Here is an 18,167-nt window from a genome sequence, read left to right on the forward strand (position 1 = left end):
GGCCGACGGCCAATACGGTCTGGTGGTTTCCCAAATGTGGGATGCCGCTACTACCACTTGAGGGTGCTCTACCTTCCAATAAGTGGAGCAGCCATGATAAGGGTAACCTGACTTTTTGGGGTAGTTCTTTAGGATATAGCCAAAAACATGGCTATATTTAGACATCTTTATTTTTTTGGTGCTCTTTGGGGGTTGTGTAAAAAGTCCATCGCCTAAATTTGTGCCAAATAAAAAATGGACGAAAGGGTAAGAACTTTATTTTTGAAAGGCGATTGGTTTATTGATCACTACTTTTTAGAATTTAATTTGACGGCATTGTGCCGTTTTTGTGTTTAGGTGACTTTTTACACAACCCCGACGCTTCTCTAACACGATTGAAATGAAAAATCAAACTTACATCTTGTTTCAGGGCCTTTGCCTGCTGGCTATTAGTACTTGTTTTTTTCAGTGCAATGACGATGATGCTGCCATTGTTTTCGATAACTGCCTCATTGAGGAATTGATCGACAGCCCCTATATACAGGGGGATACTACACTGTATTTAAGCCCCGACACTTTTACCCATATCATTGAGAATGAACGTATTTTACAGCGACTGAAGAATCACCAACCTTACGAAGAATTTATCTCCGATGAGAATGGTTTAGTCATGTGCCTACGACGCTTCTCACAGGGGAGTTGGTTTAGCTTAGATTCCTTTTTCTACGAAAATCAAAAATTGGTCGCTAAAAGAAGGTACAACAAACAGGGAGAAATTATCCGGTCGCAGGACTTCCATTGGGAGGGTGACCAGTTAAAATCCGGTTATGCAATTAGTTTCACTATCGTAAATGGACAAGTGCAAAGGAACGACGACAAGTTCGATTTCGAATATACTGGTGAGAATATCACCGAATACAAAAGAACCATTTACCTCGGTAATGGCGACACCCTTTTCACCAAAACTACATTTGCCTATGATAACAACGAAAACTTCTTGAACTACCTGACTTTCAAGCCACTGGATTTTATCATGGACTTTAGCCTTTGGCAAGCTCCCTACTGGTTCTCCTCCAACAATGTGACGTTAGAAACTGGCTATAATGTTTTTGACCAGATAGACCAGTGGTCAAGAGAAAAGATGTACACCTACACCTGGGAAAACGGTATGGTTGCTGACTTCACCTACACTTTCCAGACCAATGTAGGTAGTGATTTATTCGTACAGCCTGTAAAGGTCTATTATGAGTGTTGGTAACATAAAACCTTGTTTTATACCAGTAGTACAATCGCGCAGGCCTTTAGGCCGGAGCGCGCCGCCAGGATGGCGGGAGGGCGAAGGATGGCAGCGGTATGCGCGCAGCGACAGCGAGCACATAAGAGCGAACAGCCTGGTGCCGATCGGCACGCCCCCCAATGAAAATAAGGAACACACCTAACTTTCTCCACCACTTCTTCTACTGCCTTTCCACAATTCTGTATCTTTGTCGCTCAAATTTCAGATCTACTTGTTAGCAATGGGAACTTTGCTTTTCTGGTAGCACCTTACGCTACAGGACAGACTCCCCAAACTACCAAACCGCAAACCAACGACCGCGATGAAAGCGAACGATATACGCCAGGCTTTTTTGGACTTTTTTGCTGAGAAACAACATAAGATCGTGCCTTCGGCACCGATTGTGTTGCGCAACGACCCTACCCTCATGTTTACCAATGCGGGTATGAACCAGTTTAAGGATTATTTCCTCGGCAACCAAACGCCTGCCGCGCCCCGCATTGCGGATACCCAGAAGTGTATGCGCGTATCTGGCAAGCACAATGACCTGGAAGATGTAGGCCTGGATGGCACCCACCACACCATGTTCGAGATGTTGGGCAACTGGTCGTTTGGTGATTATTTCAAAGACGAAGCCATCGCCTGGTCTTGGGAGTTCCTTACCGACCGCATGGGCATCCCGGCAGACCGCCTTTATGCTACAGTTTTTGGTGGTGACACGGCTGAAAATTTGGAGTCGGACGAAGAAGCGCGCGCGTTTTGGAAGCGTCACCTGCCGATGGAGCGCATCCTGGACGGTGATAAGAAAGACAACTTCTGGGAAATGGGCGACACCGGCCCCTGCGGCCCCTGTACCGAAATACACGTAGACACCCGCAGCGATGAAGAACGCGCCAAAGTAGACGGTGCCACCCTGGTGAACGTAGACGATAGCGGCGTGGTAGAAATATGGAACAACGTTTTTATCCAGTTCAACCGCAAAGCTGATGGTAGCCTGGAAAGCCTGCCCGCCAAGCACGTGGATACCGGTATGGGCTTTGAACGCCTGTGCATGGTGCTGCAAAATAAAACGGCTACTTACGATACGGATATTTTCACGCCGCTGATCTCCTTCCTCGAAAAAGAAACCGGACATAAATACAGCTACAGCTACGGCCCCCAAGCCAAGGCCGATATGGCCATGCGGGTGATCTCCGATCACATTCGCGCGGTATCCTTTACCATTGCCGATGGGCAGCTGCCGGACAATGGCGGAGCGGGTTATGTGATCCGCCGTATTCTGCGTCGGGCAGTACGTTATTACTACTCTTTCCTGGATGTGAAGCAGCCACTCCTGCATAAGCTGGTACCTATCCTGGTGAAAGAGATGGGCGCAAGCTTCCCGGAATTGCAAGCGCAGGAGGAGCAGATTGCCAAGATCATTGAGAGTGAGGAGAAGACTTTCTTGAATACGCTCGAAAATGGTCTAAAGCGCTTCGCTTCCCTGGAAACGACGGGTGGACAGATCAGCGGCCAAGATGCCTTTGAGCTTTACGACACCTTCGGTTTCCCGATCGACCTTACCCGCCTGATGGCGCGAGAGCAGGGCCTGACTATCGACGAAGCGGGCTTTGAAAACGCCTTACAAGAACAGAAAAAGCGCTCCCGCAAAGATGCCGAAAAAGAAGTAGGCGACTGGCAGACCGTCAATGATGGCGAAGTGACTTTTGTAGGTTACGACCAGCTCGAAGTAGCGGGTACCGAAGTACTCAAGTACCGTACTGTGGTGGTCAAAAAGAAAAACCAATACCAGGTAGTACTGGCCACTACCCCCTTCTACGCAGAAAGCGGTGGACAGGCGGGCGACCAGGGCGAACTTATCGTTGATGGCCAAAGCCTGAAGGTAGTTGACACCCAAAAAGAGAATGACCTGATCATCCACATCGTGGATCGTTTGCCGGATAATTTGGCGGGTAAAGTACTGGCCCGCGTCAATGCAGAACGCCGGGCAGCGACATCGCAAAACCACTCGGCCACCCACTTGATGCACGCTGCACTGCACCAAATTGTAGGTGAGCATGCGCTGCAAAAAGGACAAAATGTAGACAACAACCGCCTGCGTTTCGACTTCGCTCATTACCAGAAAGTAAGCGACGAAGAGTTGGCAGCTATTGAGAAGATGGTGAACCAAAAAATCCGCCAAAACATTGTGCTGGATGAACGCCGTGATGTGCCCATTGCCGAAGCCAAAGAACTGGGGGCGATGATGCTCTTCGGTGAAAAATATGGCGATGCCGTGCGCGTAATCACCTTTGAGGAAGGCTTCTCACAAGAATTGTGTGGCGGTACCCACGTACCCGCTACGGGCGAGATTGGCCTGTTCAAAATTGTAAAGGAAGACTCCGTAGCTGCTGGTATCCGCCGCATTGAAGCGGTAACGGGCGCTGGTGCAGAAGCTTACATCAATGAGCAACTTCAGCTATTGGCTGACGTCAGCAACCTCCTGAAGAGCAACGACCTGGTCAAAGGCATCACCAACCTGCAAGACGAGAATAAAAACCTCAAGCGGGAAGTAGAAAAATTGGTAGCGGCCCAGGCTTCAAATCTGAAGGGCGACCTCAAGCAAAAGTTTGCAGATCGCGGCGGAGTCAACTTCCTCGCAGCTCGCATCCCGTTGAGTGATGCTGGTGCCGTAAAGACCCTGGCCTTCCAGCTAGAGAAAGAGGTAGAAAACGCCTTCATCCTACTGGCCTCAGAAAACGATGGCAAACCACTACTAACCCTGATCATCAACCAGGAGTTAGCTACGTCCAAAGACCTCAACGCTGGCAAGATCATCCGTGAATTGGCACGCGAGATCAAAGGCGGTGGTGGCGGTCAGGCACACTTTGCAACCGCCGGTGGTAGTGATGTCAGTGGTTTAGATCGTGCGGTGGCGAAGGTTGGGGAAATGGTTTGATGGTTAGATTGTTGATGGTTAGATGGTTGATGGTTTTACTGCATAGTCATATCTTTTTTTGCTTTATGGTAAAAAATCAGCAGCCATTTTGAATCAATAGGTAGCACCCAAAAATACCTCAAAAGATGAACGAAGAAGAACGCCAACGACTACAACGCAAGCTACAAGAGCAGATGGACCAGGTGAACAACCGCCCCAACCCGGAAATGGAAGGGCTCTCACCTTTGCAGATGCACCGCTTGTTGCGTTACCCGCTGGCGGAGGAAAGCTGGTTTGGCCTGCGGAGCAATCTCGCTGATGAGACCATCCTGCGGATGCCTATGATGAAGGTGTTGGTGGCCTTGCTCAAGCGTATTGCCGAACAAAAGGAAATGAAGCTCACGCAAACCGGGAATTTACCCCGAAAAATAGTGCAGGAGCTTTACCATTTGTACAATGCTGATAAACCGAGCAAGTACGATCGGGTGCCTTTGTCTGAAAATGATTGGGGAATCATCATGGAAATCCACTTTATCATTCGCGATATTGGTTGGTGTAAAAAAAGAAACAACAAAATTTCGCTCACCAATGTAGGGAAGAAATTACTGGAAAAACCCCGTGCTGAATTGTTTGAAGCTTTCCTCAAATTCCAGCTTTTCAAAGTGAATATTGGATGGAACGATGGTTATCCAGACAGTCCGGGCATGCAGGCCTGCTTGCCTTTCGCCTTGTTTCTGCTCTACAAATATGGCAAGGAACAGCGCTTTGACCATTTTTATTCCTCAGCTTATCTCAAAGCATTCCCTGCTATTCTCGAAGAGTTCCCCGGCAATCATTACTCCCCTCCAGAAGAGCAATTTAAACGCGCTTATAACATCCGGTTTATTTACCTCTTCAATACTTATGACTGGATCAAAATTTCACCTACTAAACTTTATTCAGAGCCAGAACAGCTAATCGCAACAGATCTGTTCTTCGAGATTTTTGAGCAACGCTCTTTTGAGGAGCTCCCTACCCCCGAAGATCATATCGAACGCGAAATACAGACGGCCTTATTCGATGCAGAGATGGGAGGTATCTCCTACGTTGCTAACGATATTCCCTTGGAGTTGATGAATGAATTTCACGAACACATTCGAAAATTCCATGCGGACGATGCTCCAAAGAACGAAGTACCCATTATCGAACTGCTGCCAGCGGGTTTCCACCTCGTCCCTCCCGATGAGATCACGGATGAGACCATAGCAAAAAGAGAAGTTGACCGTGTCCTGAAAGCTATGGAGGATGCAAATATCATTACTGATCCCCCGGAAGAGTTATCGGCACAAGCCTATTACTACTTTTTGCACGATGTAATTTTACCCACCAAAATAATCCCCTTCGGAGGTCAGGCGAAAACCTATTTGCCTTACGAAGAATTTTTTGAGGCCAATTTTTCAGATGAGGAATTAGACCCAGAAATACAGGCCGCTGAAAATTTCCTGCTTTCGCTCTTGTACCTGGCGGAGCCTTTCCCCATATCTCTATTAGCCGACGAGGTACGCCTTGGTGCAGAGATGGTAGACCGGGCCGAAGCTTTTGCATACATCAACAAATGGAGGGCACAGTTTAAGGAGATCGTTCCGATAAGTTTTGCCCCCGGCTACATCGAGACCGACGAAACCGGAGGCATTTTTCCAATTTTCAATATTGCTTATAAAACCCTTGACAAAGCAGGTAACGAAACCGAGTACAACAACAATGGCGTAGTACAGCTCCGACTCGTCGATGGCAACTACCTTGTTCAAGGTGCTCAGTTTCCTGGGTTTGAGCTGTAGCGTATTAAACGTATTCATCAATTAATAACTCCACATATCCATTTCCTTGTTTTGGATGGTGCGATCAATCTTTTTGCTTTCCAACAATAGATCAGTTCCCGAAAGGTAATCCTCCAGGCGGCGTCCGCGCATATCGTTCTCCTTGTAAATGTAAGAATGGAAACGACGCATCGCAAAAAGATCTTCCCAGGAAGTACGGCTATGGTCGTTACCCGGAATAATGGCAGTATGCTGCGCCAGCCAGGGCCTTGCTTCCGCATAATTGATCCAGAAAACAGGCGACTCATAAGCCGCTGCACTTAACCCATCAGAAACCTTAGTCTCTAGCAAAGGAGCTATTCCAATGATTCGCACCTGCATTTGGCTGTAGCGGGTATCAAAATACCAGACTTCCTGCACGCGCCAGCGTTTGATACGGTCAGGATCAAACTCATCTGTCACTACTTGGGTGATGTATTCTCCCGTGACCGGATCTACCACCTCTATGGTATCCGATTTACTAAGTTTATTGAAAATCTCTTCACTGGAAATACGTTCATGGAAGCGGTCGTCTTCTGGGGTATAAGCCGTAAGTTCACCCGCAGCCAGGCCCTCGGCTAATACATTAAAAAGAGCAAATTCCGGATGCCGGAAGGTGAGGTTGATCTTTTCTCTGGTATCAATGACGCGCCAAACCCGTTTTTCCCACAAAATATCGGCTTCTCTTACCCCCGCGTAAGGCAAGGGAGGAGACGCTTCATAAGCATTTTCTGCTCCTCCTTCCAGCCAGGTTTTCCCGGCCATCGTATTTGGGGTCATTTCCGTTTGCGCTACAAGCGTAGCTAAGCTACCTACAATACCTAGGCAGCAGATCCATCTTTTCAACATGATGTTCTGAATTGAAGGTTATCCCGACTTAAGTAGTTAAACACCAGCACACTGCGATGCAGCTGCAAAGTAAAAACACTTCAAGATCGGATAGAATAATGTTAAAAGTGGAGTAAGTTGAATCAGAAAAGTGTGCGTATAAAATTACAATTGCAACGCGTTTTTACGAGCATGTTTAATAATATAATGACAGAAGAACAAAAAGTAACAGCGTAGCAATGAAAAAAACGTTTTTTAACAACAAACGAACATTTGTTCGTGTTACAGAAATACCTTATCTTTGAGGAAGGAAAGTGCACTAGTAATAAACCTGCGACCATGGAGAAAGTAACCGCGTTAGAAGAACAGTTCCAAGCCCGTATTGATGCCGATGAACGCATCGAGCCCAAGGATTGGATGCCAGAAAAGTACCGCAAGACCCTCATTCGCCAGATTTCTCAACATGCCCACAGTGAAATTGTCGGGATGTTGCCCGAAGGTAATTGGGTGACGCGCGCTCCCAATCTTCGCCGTAAGGTGGCCTTATTAGCAAAAGTACAAGACGAAGCGGGCCATGGTCTCTACCTGTACAGTGCTTGTGAAACGCTGGGTATTGATCGGGAAGAACTACTGGATCAGTTGCACAGTGGCAAAGCTAAGTACAGCAGTATATTCAACTACCCCACCCTCTCCTGGGCAGACATGGGAGCCATCGGCTGGCTAGTCGACGGTGCTGCTATTATGAACCAAGTGCCACTTTGCCGCACTTCTTATGGCCCTTACGCCCGCGCGATGGTGAGGGTCTGCAAAGAGGAAAGTTTCCACCAACGCCAAGGCTACGAGATCATGCTCACGCTCAGTAGAGGTACCGAAGCTCAAAAAGCCATGGCCCAGGATGCCCTCAACCGCTGGTGGTGGCCCTCATTGATGATGTTTGGTCCTGCCGATGATGAGTCGCCGAATACCGCCCAAAGTATGGCCTGGCGGATCAAGCGATTTACCAATGACGAACTGCGTCAGCGTTTTGTTGACGCTACCGTCCCTCAGGCAGAATTCCTTGGCTTGACCGTACCCGATCCCGATCTAAAATGGAACGAAGAGACTGGCCAATACGATTTTGGTGCCCTCGACTGGGATGAATTCTGGCGCGTCGTTAAAGGGGATGGTCCTTGCAACCGCCAACGTCTTCGTGCCCGCCAAAAAGCCCACGAAGAAGGAGCCTGGGTACGCGACGCAGCTATGGCTTACGCCGAAAAACGCCGCCAACGCACCGAAGCAGCTCGCGAAGAGGTGGCTTAAGATGCGAAATTTGCCTTGAGTTATTATAATTGTTGCAACAATATACAAAGGCAAATTTCACAGTACTAGGTACTTGCTACAGCCCGCCTGGCCAAGCGGACAGGGGTATAGGGATTTTTGACTATGCTAGAGGCAAAGTCCCAACAAGAATAAACTGTAAAAAGGCAGCGTGAAGGATACGTTGCAAAAAAAATAAACCATATGAATTCCTGGCCACTTTGGGAAGTTTTTATCCGCAGCAAAAATGGCTTGAGCCACAAACACGCTGGTAGCCTACACGCTGCTGATGCCGAAATGGCGTTGGAAAATGCCCGTGACGTATATACACGCCGCAACGAAGGTGTAAGTTTATGGGTGGTGGAAAGCCGACACATTACTGCCTCCAGCCCTAACCAAAGCGAGGAGCTTTTTGAACCTGCCAACGACAAGGTTTACCGCCACCCTACTTTTTATGATGTCCCGGATAATATTAAACACATGTAGTTTGGTGTAAATGTTGGATGAGTGTAAAGGTGTAAAAGTTATTTTTAAAGCACCCTTACACACTTACACCATTACACCCTTACACCCTTCTTTATGACTAACCAGCAACACTTCGATTACCTCCTTCGCCTTGGTGACAATGCCCTTATTTTGGGCCAACGGCTCGGCGAATGGTGTGGACACGGGCCCATCCTGGAACAGGATATTGCTATCACTAATATTGCCCTTGACCTCATCGGGCAGGCACGTAGCTGGCTCGCATTAGCTGGTGAAGTAGAAGGCAAAGGACGTGATGAAGACGCTATTGCCTTTCTGCGCGACAATCGGGAATTCCGCAACCTTCTCCTCGTTGAACATCCCAATGAAGATTTTGCCTATACTATCGTCCGTCAGTTTCTTTTCGACAGCTTTAATTATTACCTCCACGAAGCACTGGTAAACAGTAAAGATGAGCAAATAAAAGCCATCGCGCAGAAATCACTCAAAGAGGTAACCTACCACCTACGTTACTCCTCGGAGTGGATGATTCGACTGGGAGATGGTACCGATGAAAGTCACCAAAAAATGCAACAAGCCCTCGATGATCTGTGGATGTACGCCGAAGAGGCATTACTTCCCGACGAGGTAGATCAAGCTGCATACGCCGCAGGTGTTGGTCCAGATTTGGCATCATTACGGCCATTGGTAGCAGCCAAACGCCACGCCATTATCACGGAAGCAACACTTACTATTCCCAAGGACGAATATCCCCAACAAGGAGGAAAACAGGGTATGCACACGGAAGCCCTTGGCTACATCCTTGCCGAGATGCAGTGGATGCAACGGGCCTATCCTGGTGCGGAATGGTAGCTTACGCTATTTAACAATCATTACATCTCCGGCAATCTTGCGCGTAAGTCCATCTCGGGCACTGATGTACTCGTAAGTCCACACCACGATGCCTGCTCCCAGGTCTTTGTTTCTAAAAGAACCATCCCAAGTTACTGGCGAAAGCGCGGTGACATTTTTAGCATTAAAAAGTTGGTTGCCCCAACGATCAAAGACATTGAGTTCACCCGAGAACTCAAAATCAGCTTCAAAAAAGAATTGGAGTCGATCATTAACACCATCGTTATTAGGACTGAAGGCGTTGGGAACAAAATACCTGATATCGCAGGAAGTCGCTTCTATGGTATACTCCCTACTTCTCTCGCCACAAGGAGTAAGCAATGAACTTTTGTAAATACCTGCTCTGGTGATGGTACGTATCCTACTGGTATCACCATTTTCCCAGGTACCCGCGAAGGGCGATTCCAGTGTTAACGTTTCTCCAGGACAAATATCCAATGCAATCTCCTCTGTCTCTACCGGTATTTCAATAACCACAGTTCGATCCATCAAAAAACAGTCTGCCAAATTTCCCCTTACCGTATAGTTGCCGCCTTGATCAATGGTCCTGACACCTCCCTGCCAGCCATCGCTCCAGGAAATGGGTACTTCATAAAAGGTGGCATCCAATTCCAGTATTTCGCCTTCGCAAAGGTAGAGCGTGTCGGGAACCACATCAAATGGTGAAACGATGACCTCATCTACGTAGGTGTAGGTGAAATTGGCCGTTGGATTGATATAATCACAATATACCAGGGTTTGTGTAGTAGGTTTATAATTCCCTAGTAAAACAAAATCTTCCGTTCCATTGGCCCTATAACAAGTCTCCATGGTCATCCAATCCTCAGCCCCATCAATGATGGTGTCTGATGATAAAACAAGCTGTTGGGCCTGGAACTGAAAATCAGAGAAAGCTAAACACTGGGAATTGGAATAGCAAAGAAAATCCATTGACCCACCACATTTTTCCCGAGGTCTAAGAGAAAAAGCTACGTATATATCAACATCCTGCGGAAGATCATCGATTAAGCGAGCATAAATTCGTTCTTCTGCCGCTGCCAAATTACTCACCAGCCCCATCATTCCCTCTCCTGACTTGGGGTATACAAGGTCAGTACATCCGCTAGTAGGAGTAGTGTAAAAATCATTGATCGAACAGCTATGGAATAAATCTGGTGTGGCAATAGGTGTATTAACAATTTTCCAGGGCATCGCTTTAAAAGCCTCCCCGTATTGGAGGTCACAGTCGGAAACATCTTCAAAACCAGGATTCGGGACATAATTGACCTGACCTGAAAGAGGCAATGTCTGAATCATTAACAAAACAAAAAAAGCCCAAATGCTACTTAGCCAATAATGATGATTCATTTTCTTGGAAGTTAATTACCCAATTAGCTTAATAGACTTGTTCGGCCGGGAACATTTGGGGGCTGACTTGCTCTCTTCCGCTCCCACTTCGCAACCAAAGTGGTCACGTAGCTAAGGCTATGTTCCCACTTTGCTCGCTTGCGGGAACAAAAGATAGCGGCGTCTTCCCTCCAAAGCCCCCCGGACGAACAAGTCTAATAATATTATTTTGTCTAGGAAGATACACTATATCCAAAGCAACACCAAATAAAAAGGATTAGGCCGTAAATCTCCCTCAGTTTTCTTAACTTAACGGCTAAATTAGGCCTTTCCCCAATGCAGGAAATAATTGAGCGATTCCGCCCCGTCCTTGTCCAAATCGCAACTCCCTATAATATGGGGGGGACCGGTTTTTTTCTCCAAGATCAGCAGCTCATCATCACCAATGAGCACTTGGTTCGCGACAACCGAGAAGTCATTGTAGAAGCAGAAAGCCTGCCTCGGCAGATGGCCAAAATCGTCTACTGGGATGCTTATTATGATGTGGCTTTATTAAAGTTGGATACTAATTACGAGTTGGCCACCGTCAAATTTCGTGAAGAAGATGAACCCGCTGCTGGTGATCAGGTATTGGCCATGGGGCATCCTTTCGGCTTGCGGTTTTCCAGCACTATCGGCAACTTATCCAACAATCAGCGCAAGCACGAAGACTTCTACTATTATCAACATGATGCGGCCCTCAACCCTGGCAACAGTGGTGGCCCGCTGGTAGATAAGCAAGGCCGAATCATTGGACTTAACGTATTAGATTTCGAAGAAGGCCAGGGCTTGGGTTTTTCTTTGCCCACCAAATTTATGCTGGAAACTATTCGCATTTACTTGGCAGCAGGGCGAAGCGACCAGACAGCTGCTCGCTGTAATTCTTGTCGCAATTTAGTTTTTGCCGATCAAAAAGAAACCCCTTACTGCCCTAATTGCGGTGCCTACCTACGCCTACCTTCCGAGTCGGAAGCCTTTGAACCCGTGGGCACGCCTTATACCATAGAGCTATTGCTAACGGCCCTCAACCATGATGTTCGCTTGGCCCGCCGAGGCCTCAACACCTGGGAAATACAGGAAGGTAGCGCACGAATCCTGGTATCCTACCACGAAGATTCAGGCTTGATCACCGGGGATGCCCACCTCTGTCGATTACCTCAGGATCAATTGGGAGAATTGTACGAATACCTGCTACGCGAAAATTACGAAGACGATGGCCTTACCTTCAGTGTCAAAGGGCGTGACATTATTCTATCCATGCTTATTTACGACCGTTACCTGGAAGTAGAAAGTGGTAAAAAACGCTTTCAACACCTCTTCGAACGCGCTGATCATTACGACAATATTTTGGTAGAACGCTTCGGTGCCAAATGGAAATACGAAGACAGTGCAGAAGATTGAAAACACTTAAGCCACCAGTATTGTTAACCTTGCGTAAAGCATTGAAACAAAGACCCCAAAACCGCGAATAATTGCGTACTTTTGCGGTCGAATTCTGGTCGGCAACAAATCTCCGGCCATTGCCAAATTGAAAATTTAATTGCATGTCTGCAACAGAAACATTGAAGTACAAGGTTAAAGATATTAACCTGGCCGACTGGGGCCGTAAAGAAATTGAATTAGCGGAAGCGGAAATGCCTGGTTTAATGGCCTTGCGCGAAGAGTACGGTGCCAGCAAGCCCTTGAAGGGTGCGCGTATTGCCGGTTGCCTGCACATGACGATTCAAACCGCGGTATTGATTGAAACGCTGGTAGAACTAGGTGCCGATGTCACCTGGTCGAGCTGTAATATCTTCTCTACCCAAGACCATGCAGCAGCAGCCATTGCAGCAGCAGGTATCCCCGTATACGCCTGGAAAGGTATGAACGAGGAAGAATTCAACTGGGCGATTGAGCAGACCCTGCGCGCTTTCCCTGGTGGTCAGCCCCTCAACATGATCCTCGACGATGGTGGTGACCTGACCAACATGGTGCTTGATGAGTATCCAGAATTGGTGGAAGGCATCAACGGTCTAAGCGAAGAAACCACCACTGGTGTACACCGCTTGTACGAGCGTATGAACAAAGGCACTCTCCCAATGCCTGCCATCAACGTCAACGACTCTGTAACCAAGTCGAAGTTCGACAACAAATACGGTTGTAAAGAATCAGCAGTAGATGCGATTCGTCGTGCGACGGACGTAATGATGGCTGGTAAAGTAGCTTTCGTAGCTGGTTACGGTGACGTAGGCAAAGGTACTGCTGCCAGCTTGCGTGGCGCTGGTTGTCGTGTTATTGTTTCAGAAGTAGATCCGATCTGTGCCCTTCAAGCAGCCATGGACGGATTCGAAGTATTGCGTTCTGAAACAGCTATTCCTCGCGCTGATATCGTCATTACTGCCACTGGCAACAAAGACATTATCACCGAGAAGCACTTCCGTTTATTGCGGGACAAGGCAATCGTTTGTAACATCGGTCACTTCGACAACGAAATCGATATGGCTTGGCTAAACCGCACCTACGGTTCTACAAAAGTAGAAATCAAGCCGCAGGTAGATAAGTATACCATCGACGGCAAGGATGTCATCATCCTGGCGGAAGGCCGCCTGGTCAACCTGGGTTGTGCCACTGGTCACCCTAGCTTTGTAATGTCTAACAGCTTCACCAATCAGGTATTGGCACAAATTGAACTGTGGACCAACAAAGACAACTACGAAAACAAAGTATACACCCTGCCTAAGCACCTCGACGAGCAAGTAGCACGTCTGCACCTGGCTAAGATCGGGGTAGAGCTAGAAGAACTTTCTGCCGACCAAGCCGCCTACATTGGCGTTCAGCAAGAAGGGCCCTTCAAGCCAGAATACTACCGTTACTAGGACTTTCTTTGGTTCGACGAAAGTCGGACAATAGTTATTTTAGTAACATCATTAGAATTGGCAGGACCGTTATCGGCCTGCCAATTCTTTTATTACCTTTGCGGGCCCAAGTATTCTGCAATAATACATCATGGATTTACTCCTTTACATTGGTATTTTTATCGTAGCCCTGGCTACACTTCTCAAGGCTTCCAATTGGTTTGTAGATTCTGCAGAATCTATCGGCCTTTCTTTGGGTATCTCTCCTTTCATTATTGGTGTCACCATTGTCGCTTTTGGTACATCCTTGCCGGAGTTGGCCACTTCTATTGCCTCTGTATTTGCTGGTCAATCCGAAATCGTAGTGGGCAATGTCGTGGGGTCCAACATTACCAATATTGCACTCGTCTTGGGCCTTACCGCTATCGTGGTAAAAAACATCCACCTCGAAAGCGATTTGTGGCTCATTGATATGTCTTTCCTCTGGGCCTCCGCTTTCTTGCTGTGGTTTGTCTTAGGTGATCTGCACCTCAGCACTTTCGAGTGCTTGCTCCTCATCCTCGGCTTGGTACTTTTCCTCGTATACTCCTTCAAAGGCAACGAACGCGCCGACAGTGCCGATCGTCCTAAAGCCTTGCCAAAGCATTATTTATTGCTCCTCCTGGGAGGTGTGTTGGTCTATTTCGGAGCTGATTACACCATATACGCGATCTCTGAAATCAGTACTATCCTTACTATTCCGCCCAAACTGATTGCCCTTTCCGCCGTAGCTATTGGCACCAGTCTACCTGAGGTTGTCGTCAGCCTCACTGCTGCCCGCCGGGGGAAGGCCTCTATTGCCATTGGCAATGTCCTGGGGTCCAATATTTTCAACACCTTTATTGTCATGGCAGTACCGGGCTTGCTGGGAAACCTGGAAATACCGCCAGACATCATCTCCTTCTACCTGCCCCTAATGATCGTCATGACCATCCTCTTTGGCGTCATGGCTTTCGACCGCCTCATCACCCGCTGGGAAGGCTGGATTTTACTCCTTTTCTATATGCTATTCATAGGGCAAATCGTACAGTCTTAACTACCCCACAACGAGCTAAAGACACGAACGCTTACAGGCAATTCACACTAAGGGGTCGGTGTGTCTGCAAAATTCCGTTTTGCGTCGGGCCAATGCGTGAATGTGCCCTGTCCCCCCTTAAATGCCCTTATAATCCCTCATCTGGTTCAAAAAAAGCCCCTTTGGCGTACTTGGTGGTTCAAAAAAAACAGATAATTACTAAATACTTGCTAAGTAGTTGATAAATCGTTAAATTAGCAATATCAAAAGGGAAATGGCCTTGTTTTTAAGACCATTCGTAGCAACTACACCACGGCCATTCTGGATCGTACATTTTGCTTTATTTCCAACTATCCACTTCCAATTTCTCAAAAGGGTTTCGCAACTGGCTTGCGAAGAGCAACTTTTATTAATCTCCATAGTAACTTCTACCCGAACAACAAATCAAAGACTGGTCTCATGGACGAGTGCTTTTGTTTAGTTTGCCCAAATCCGGACTTCAAAAGGATCGCGAATAACAATTTTGTCCGGAAATGAGAAAACACAAAGTACTATGAAATTATTCTACACATGGCTGCTCTTCAGCCTGGGCTGGAGTATGTCACTGACTGCTCAAACAATCGTACACTGGCCCCTTTCGCCAGATCACCTAGATGAACCTAAATCTTTTGTAGACGAAGCCCTGGGCTATCCCTTTGTGCGCGGCAACGGCTTGAGCACCCTCAATTATTCAGGCTCTGGCGTCAGTGCACAAAACTGGCCCCTTGACGCTGGTGATAACGACCAGGTAGATTACTACGAATTTGGACTGAAAGCGACGCCTGGCGCGACCTTGAATTTGACCGAACTGAGCTTTATGGAACGCCGATCCTCTTCGGGGCCACTAACTTTCCGCATCGTCTACTCCCGGGATGGGTTCGCTACCGAAACAGAACTCACTCAGGTCAACCTCCCCGATGACATCAACACACGAACGCATAGTTTTAGCTTTCAGGAAAAAATCAAAGACGGCGAAAGTTTGCTGTTTCGTTTTTATGCTTACCACGCCGAAAGCAATAGTGGATCATGGACCATCCGAGCCAACAGCCTAAGCATTGCGGGCGAAGTCATGGCCACCTGTAGCCCTCCAACTTCCACGGCAACATTGAGCTTACTCAACGTCGAAGAAACAACCGCCGAGGTAAACCTCACCGCAGGCAACGGCCAGGCGCGTATCCTGATCATGTCTACCACCGCGCAACCACTGACCACCCCATACCAAGGCGATGTTTATACCGGTAGCCTTACATATGGAGCAGGGCAACGCTTAGGTGCATCCACCTATGTAATCGCTACCACCTCTGCCACCAATGCTACATTTATCATCGAAGGGCTAGAACCGGGTGCGACCTACCAATTGGGTATTGTGGAATACAACACGGCTCAAATGTGTTATGCGCCGCAGTCGATGACATTGAACATTACCACGCTCTGCGCTCCTGATCCCCGTGCGGTGAACAACGTCGCGTACACCCCTTTGGACGCCAGCACGGCCATGCGCTGGGAAGGGCCCACTTGCGCAGATCGTTACTTGGTCGTCGCGTCAGAAACCCCCATCGATGGTGAACCTATCGGTCTCAACTTTACCGCCGACCCTAATTTTGGCGACGGCAACCCGGCTATCGGTTTCAATGCCATCACTTACCCGCTTTACTTTGGCGACAGCGAAGACCCATTGGTAGTCACCGGTCTAACAAACAGCACGACCTACTATTTTGCGGTCTACGTTTTGCTCAATGGGCAGTGGTCGGAAGCCTATACTTTCGAAGCCACCCCCGAAGAGAGTTGCCCTCGTCTTTATCCGGAACGCATTTTCATCAATGAATTCCACTATTCCAACGGGCCCATCAGCCAGGACCAAGGGGTAGAGATTGCAGGCCCGGCAGGTGTTGACCTCAGTAATTACGAGCTGGTGGTACAGCAACGGGTAGGCGGCAACCTCAACGTCTTTTTAGTAGAAGTCTATCGCAGTACCCTCAGCGGAATCATCGACGACGAGGGTGCGGGTTTCGGAGCCATCTGGTTTCCGGTAGCAGCCATGCCCCTTTATCGAGGATATGTGAGCTTGTTGAATACCATCACTGACGAAGTCGTCGATTTTATCGCCTACGATCCCGCTTTCGGGCTCCGGGATATCTTGTCTCCTCCAAATTTCAGCCCGATCAACCCCTCCAACTATCTGGAGCTACCAACTGATGTGCCCGGATTTTCTTTCCAGCGAGTGGGCGAAGGCAACTGCCCCTCGGGGTATACTTGGGCCCGGCTCCCCCATTCAAGAGGGCGCCTCAATCCGGGACAAACCATTCTCCCCGTAGCACTCAATTTCCTGGCCGCGGAAGCGGTTGGCAAAACCGCCCGCATCTACTGGCAGACGAGTGCAGAATCAGGTAGTGATTACTTTACCGTAGAACAGAGTACTGATGGGCGTAATTTCACCAAGATAGGTACCTTGGCTGCTGCTGGTTTCAGTCAGGACATCCGCGACTACGAGCTCTACGATCTTCAGCCCGCCAGTGGCATCAATTATTACCGTCTCCTGCAAGTCGACTACGACGGCACCATCCACAACGAAGGCATCGTCACTGTCCGCTTTGATGGCGGGCCACCTCCCCCGCTGAACCTATTCCCCAATCCAGTGGTTGATTTCACGACGGTACGTTGGGCTACCGCCGCTGAGGCCCTTCACCTTGTTGATGCGCAGGGAAAGCTACTACAAACCATCCCGCTAGACGCCACAAGTGATGGTGGCACCAAGCAATTGGACATGAGTGCCTATCCTGCCGGCATCTATTTCGTTCGTTCAGTAGGCCAAAAGGACAGTGAAGTCTGCAAGCTGATAAAGAAGTAATGCAACCACGAAGACAACGGGGAATACCACTCTGGTGGCCTTGGTGGTTCAAAAGATAAACATCCCGAAAACTGGCATGATCGCTTTAGATTTTGCTCCCCCTCTCCCCCGCTGGCTTTGCTGGTGGGGGATTTTTTGGTTTGACGCTTTTCTAGCCACTAAACCACCAATACACTAAAATTCACAAAAAACTTCCATACCACCGCTCCCTGTCTGCTGCCAGGCAGGCCCCACGGCTAATAAAAAATTTGTGCAATTCCGTGATCCTGCCTGCAAGGCCAGCTTGCTGGCAGGCAGGTTAGTATCTCTGTGGCTAATCCAGTTAATTTACAATAACTTAAACCTCCCCTATTCCCATTTCCAAGGCTTTGATTTATCTTTGAACGATTTTTAACGCGTGTGACCTCTAACCCCTTCCAATAAATATTCAATAAGCTGGAACTAGAACAAAAATTCCTGAGTGTACCTACACTCGGGCTCTTTCTTATTTATCATTTTTTAAACTCCTTAAAACGAAGCGAA

At 48.0% G+C, this 18,167-nt stretch carries 12 protein-coding genes; 10 read left to right on the forward strand and 2 right to left on the reverse strand.

Annotated features, from left to right (window positions below; translation table 11 throughout):
• Positions 1–379: 379 nt before the first annotated feature.
• The 3 genes from AB0L18_RS02640 to AB0L18_RS02650 all read left to right on the forward strand — a co-directional run bounded on the left by AB0L18_RS02640 (position 380) and on the right by AB0L18_RS02650 (position 5,989).
• Positions 380–1,237, forward strand: coding sequence for a hypothetical protein (locus tag AB0L18_RS02640; RefSeq protein WP_367391036.1), 858 nt, complete (start codon positions 380–382; stop codon positions 1,235–1,237).
• Between the two features lie 340 nt (positions 1,238–1,577).
• Positions 1,578–4,193, forward strand: coding sequence for an alanine--tRNA ligase (gene alaS / locus AB0L18_RS02645; RefSeq protein ID WP_367391037.1), 2,616 nt, complete (start codon positions 1,578–1,580; stop codon positions 4,191–4,193).
• A gap of 125 nt (positions 4,194–4,318) precedes the next feature.
• Positions 4,319–5,989, forward strand: coding sequence for a hypothetical protein (locus AB0L18_RS02650; protein ID WP_367391038.1), 1,671 nt, complete (start codon positions 4,319–4,321; stop codon positions 5,987–5,989).
• 21 nt (positions 5,990–6,010) lie between these two features.
• Here the strand turns inward: AB0L18_RS02650 and gldN are convergent, their stop codons facing one another.
• Positions 6,011–6,856 (reverse strand): gliding motility protein GldN, encoded by an 846-nt coding sequence (gldN, locus tag AB0L18_RS02655; protein ID WP_367391039.1) that lies wholly within the window; start codon positions 6,854–6,856, stop codon positions 6,011–6,013.
• A 318-nt stretch (positions 6,857–7,174) separates the two neighbouring features.
• Between gldN and paaA the strand changes: the two genes are divergently transcribed.
• The 3 genes from paaA (at position 7,175) to paaC (ending at position 9,466) form a co-directional block, all read left to right on the forward strand.
• On the forward strand, positions 7,175–8,134 hold the full coding sequence (gene paaA, locus AB0L18_RS02660) for a 1,2-phenylacetyl-CoA epoxidase subunit PaaA (RefSeq protein ID WP_367391040.1): 960 nt from the start codon (positions 7,175–7,177) through the stop codon (positions 8,132–8,134).
• Between the two features lie 201 nt (positions 8,135–8,335).
• On the forward strand, positions 8,336–8,617 hold the full coding sequence (gene paaB / locus AB0L18_RS02665) for a 1,2-phenylacetyl-CoA epoxidase subunit PaaB (protein WP_367391041.1): 282 nt from the start codon (positions 8,336–8,338) through the stop codon (positions 8,615–8,617).
• A gap of 93 nt (positions 8,618–8,710) precedes the next feature.
• The gene (gene paaC / locus AB0L18_RS02670; RefSeq protein ID WP_367391042.1) at positions 8,711–9,466 is read left to right on the forward strand and encodes a 1,2-phenylacetyl-CoA epoxidase subunit PaaC; all 756 of its coding nucleotides are present in this window, start codon (positions 8,711–8,713) and stop codon (positions 9,464–9,466) included.
• Positions 9,467–9,472: 6 nt separating this feature from the next.
• Here paaC and AB0L18_RS02675 read toward each other — a convergent pair whose 3' ends face one another.
• Positions 9,473–10,852, reverse strand: coding sequence for a gliding motility-associated C-terminal domain-containing protein (locus tag AB0L18_RS02675; protein WP_367391043.1), 1,380 nt, complete (start codon positions 10,850–10,852; stop codon positions 9,473–9,475).
• Between the two features lie 315 nt (positions 10,853–11,167).
• On the opposite strand from AB0L18_RS02675, the gene AB0L18_RS02680 reads away from it, so the two are divergent.
• The 4 genes from AB0L18_RS02680 (at position 11,168) to AB0L18_RS02695 (ending at position 17,645) form a co-directional block, all read left to right on the forward strand.
• Positions 11,168–12,271, forward strand: a complete 1,104-nt coding sequence (locus tag AB0L18_RS02680; RefSeq protein WP_367391044.1) for a trypsin-like peptidase domain-containing protein — start codon at positions 11,168–11,170, stop codon at positions 12,269–12,271.
• Between the two features lie 143 nt (positions 12,272–12,414).
• Positions 12,415–13,725, forward strand: a complete 1,311-nt coding sequence (gene ahcY / locus AB0L18_RS02685) for an adenosylhomocysteinase (RefSeq protein WP_367391045.1) — start codon at positions 12,415–12,417, stop codon at positions 13,723–13,725.
• A gap of 130 nt (positions 13,726–13,855) precedes the next feature.
• Positions 13,856–14,779, forward strand: a complete 924-nt coding sequence (locus AB0L18_RS02690) for a calcium/sodium antiporter (RefSeq protein WP_367391046.1) — start codon at positions 13,856–13,858, stop codon at positions 14,777–14,779.
• 532 nt (positions 14,780–15,311) lie between these two features.
• Complete coding sequence (locus AB0L18_RS02695) at positions 15,312–17,645, forward strand: T9SS type A sorting domain-containing protein (RefSeq protein WP_367391047.1); 2,334 nt, start codon at positions 15,312–15,314, stop codon at positions 17,643–17,645.
• Positions 17,646–18,167: the final 522 nt, after the last annotated feature.

The organism is Lewinella sp. LCG006 (assembly GCF_040784935.1).
Classification (GTDB): domain Bacteria; phylum Bacteroidota; class Bacteroidia; order Chitinophagales; family Saprospiraceae; genus Lewinella.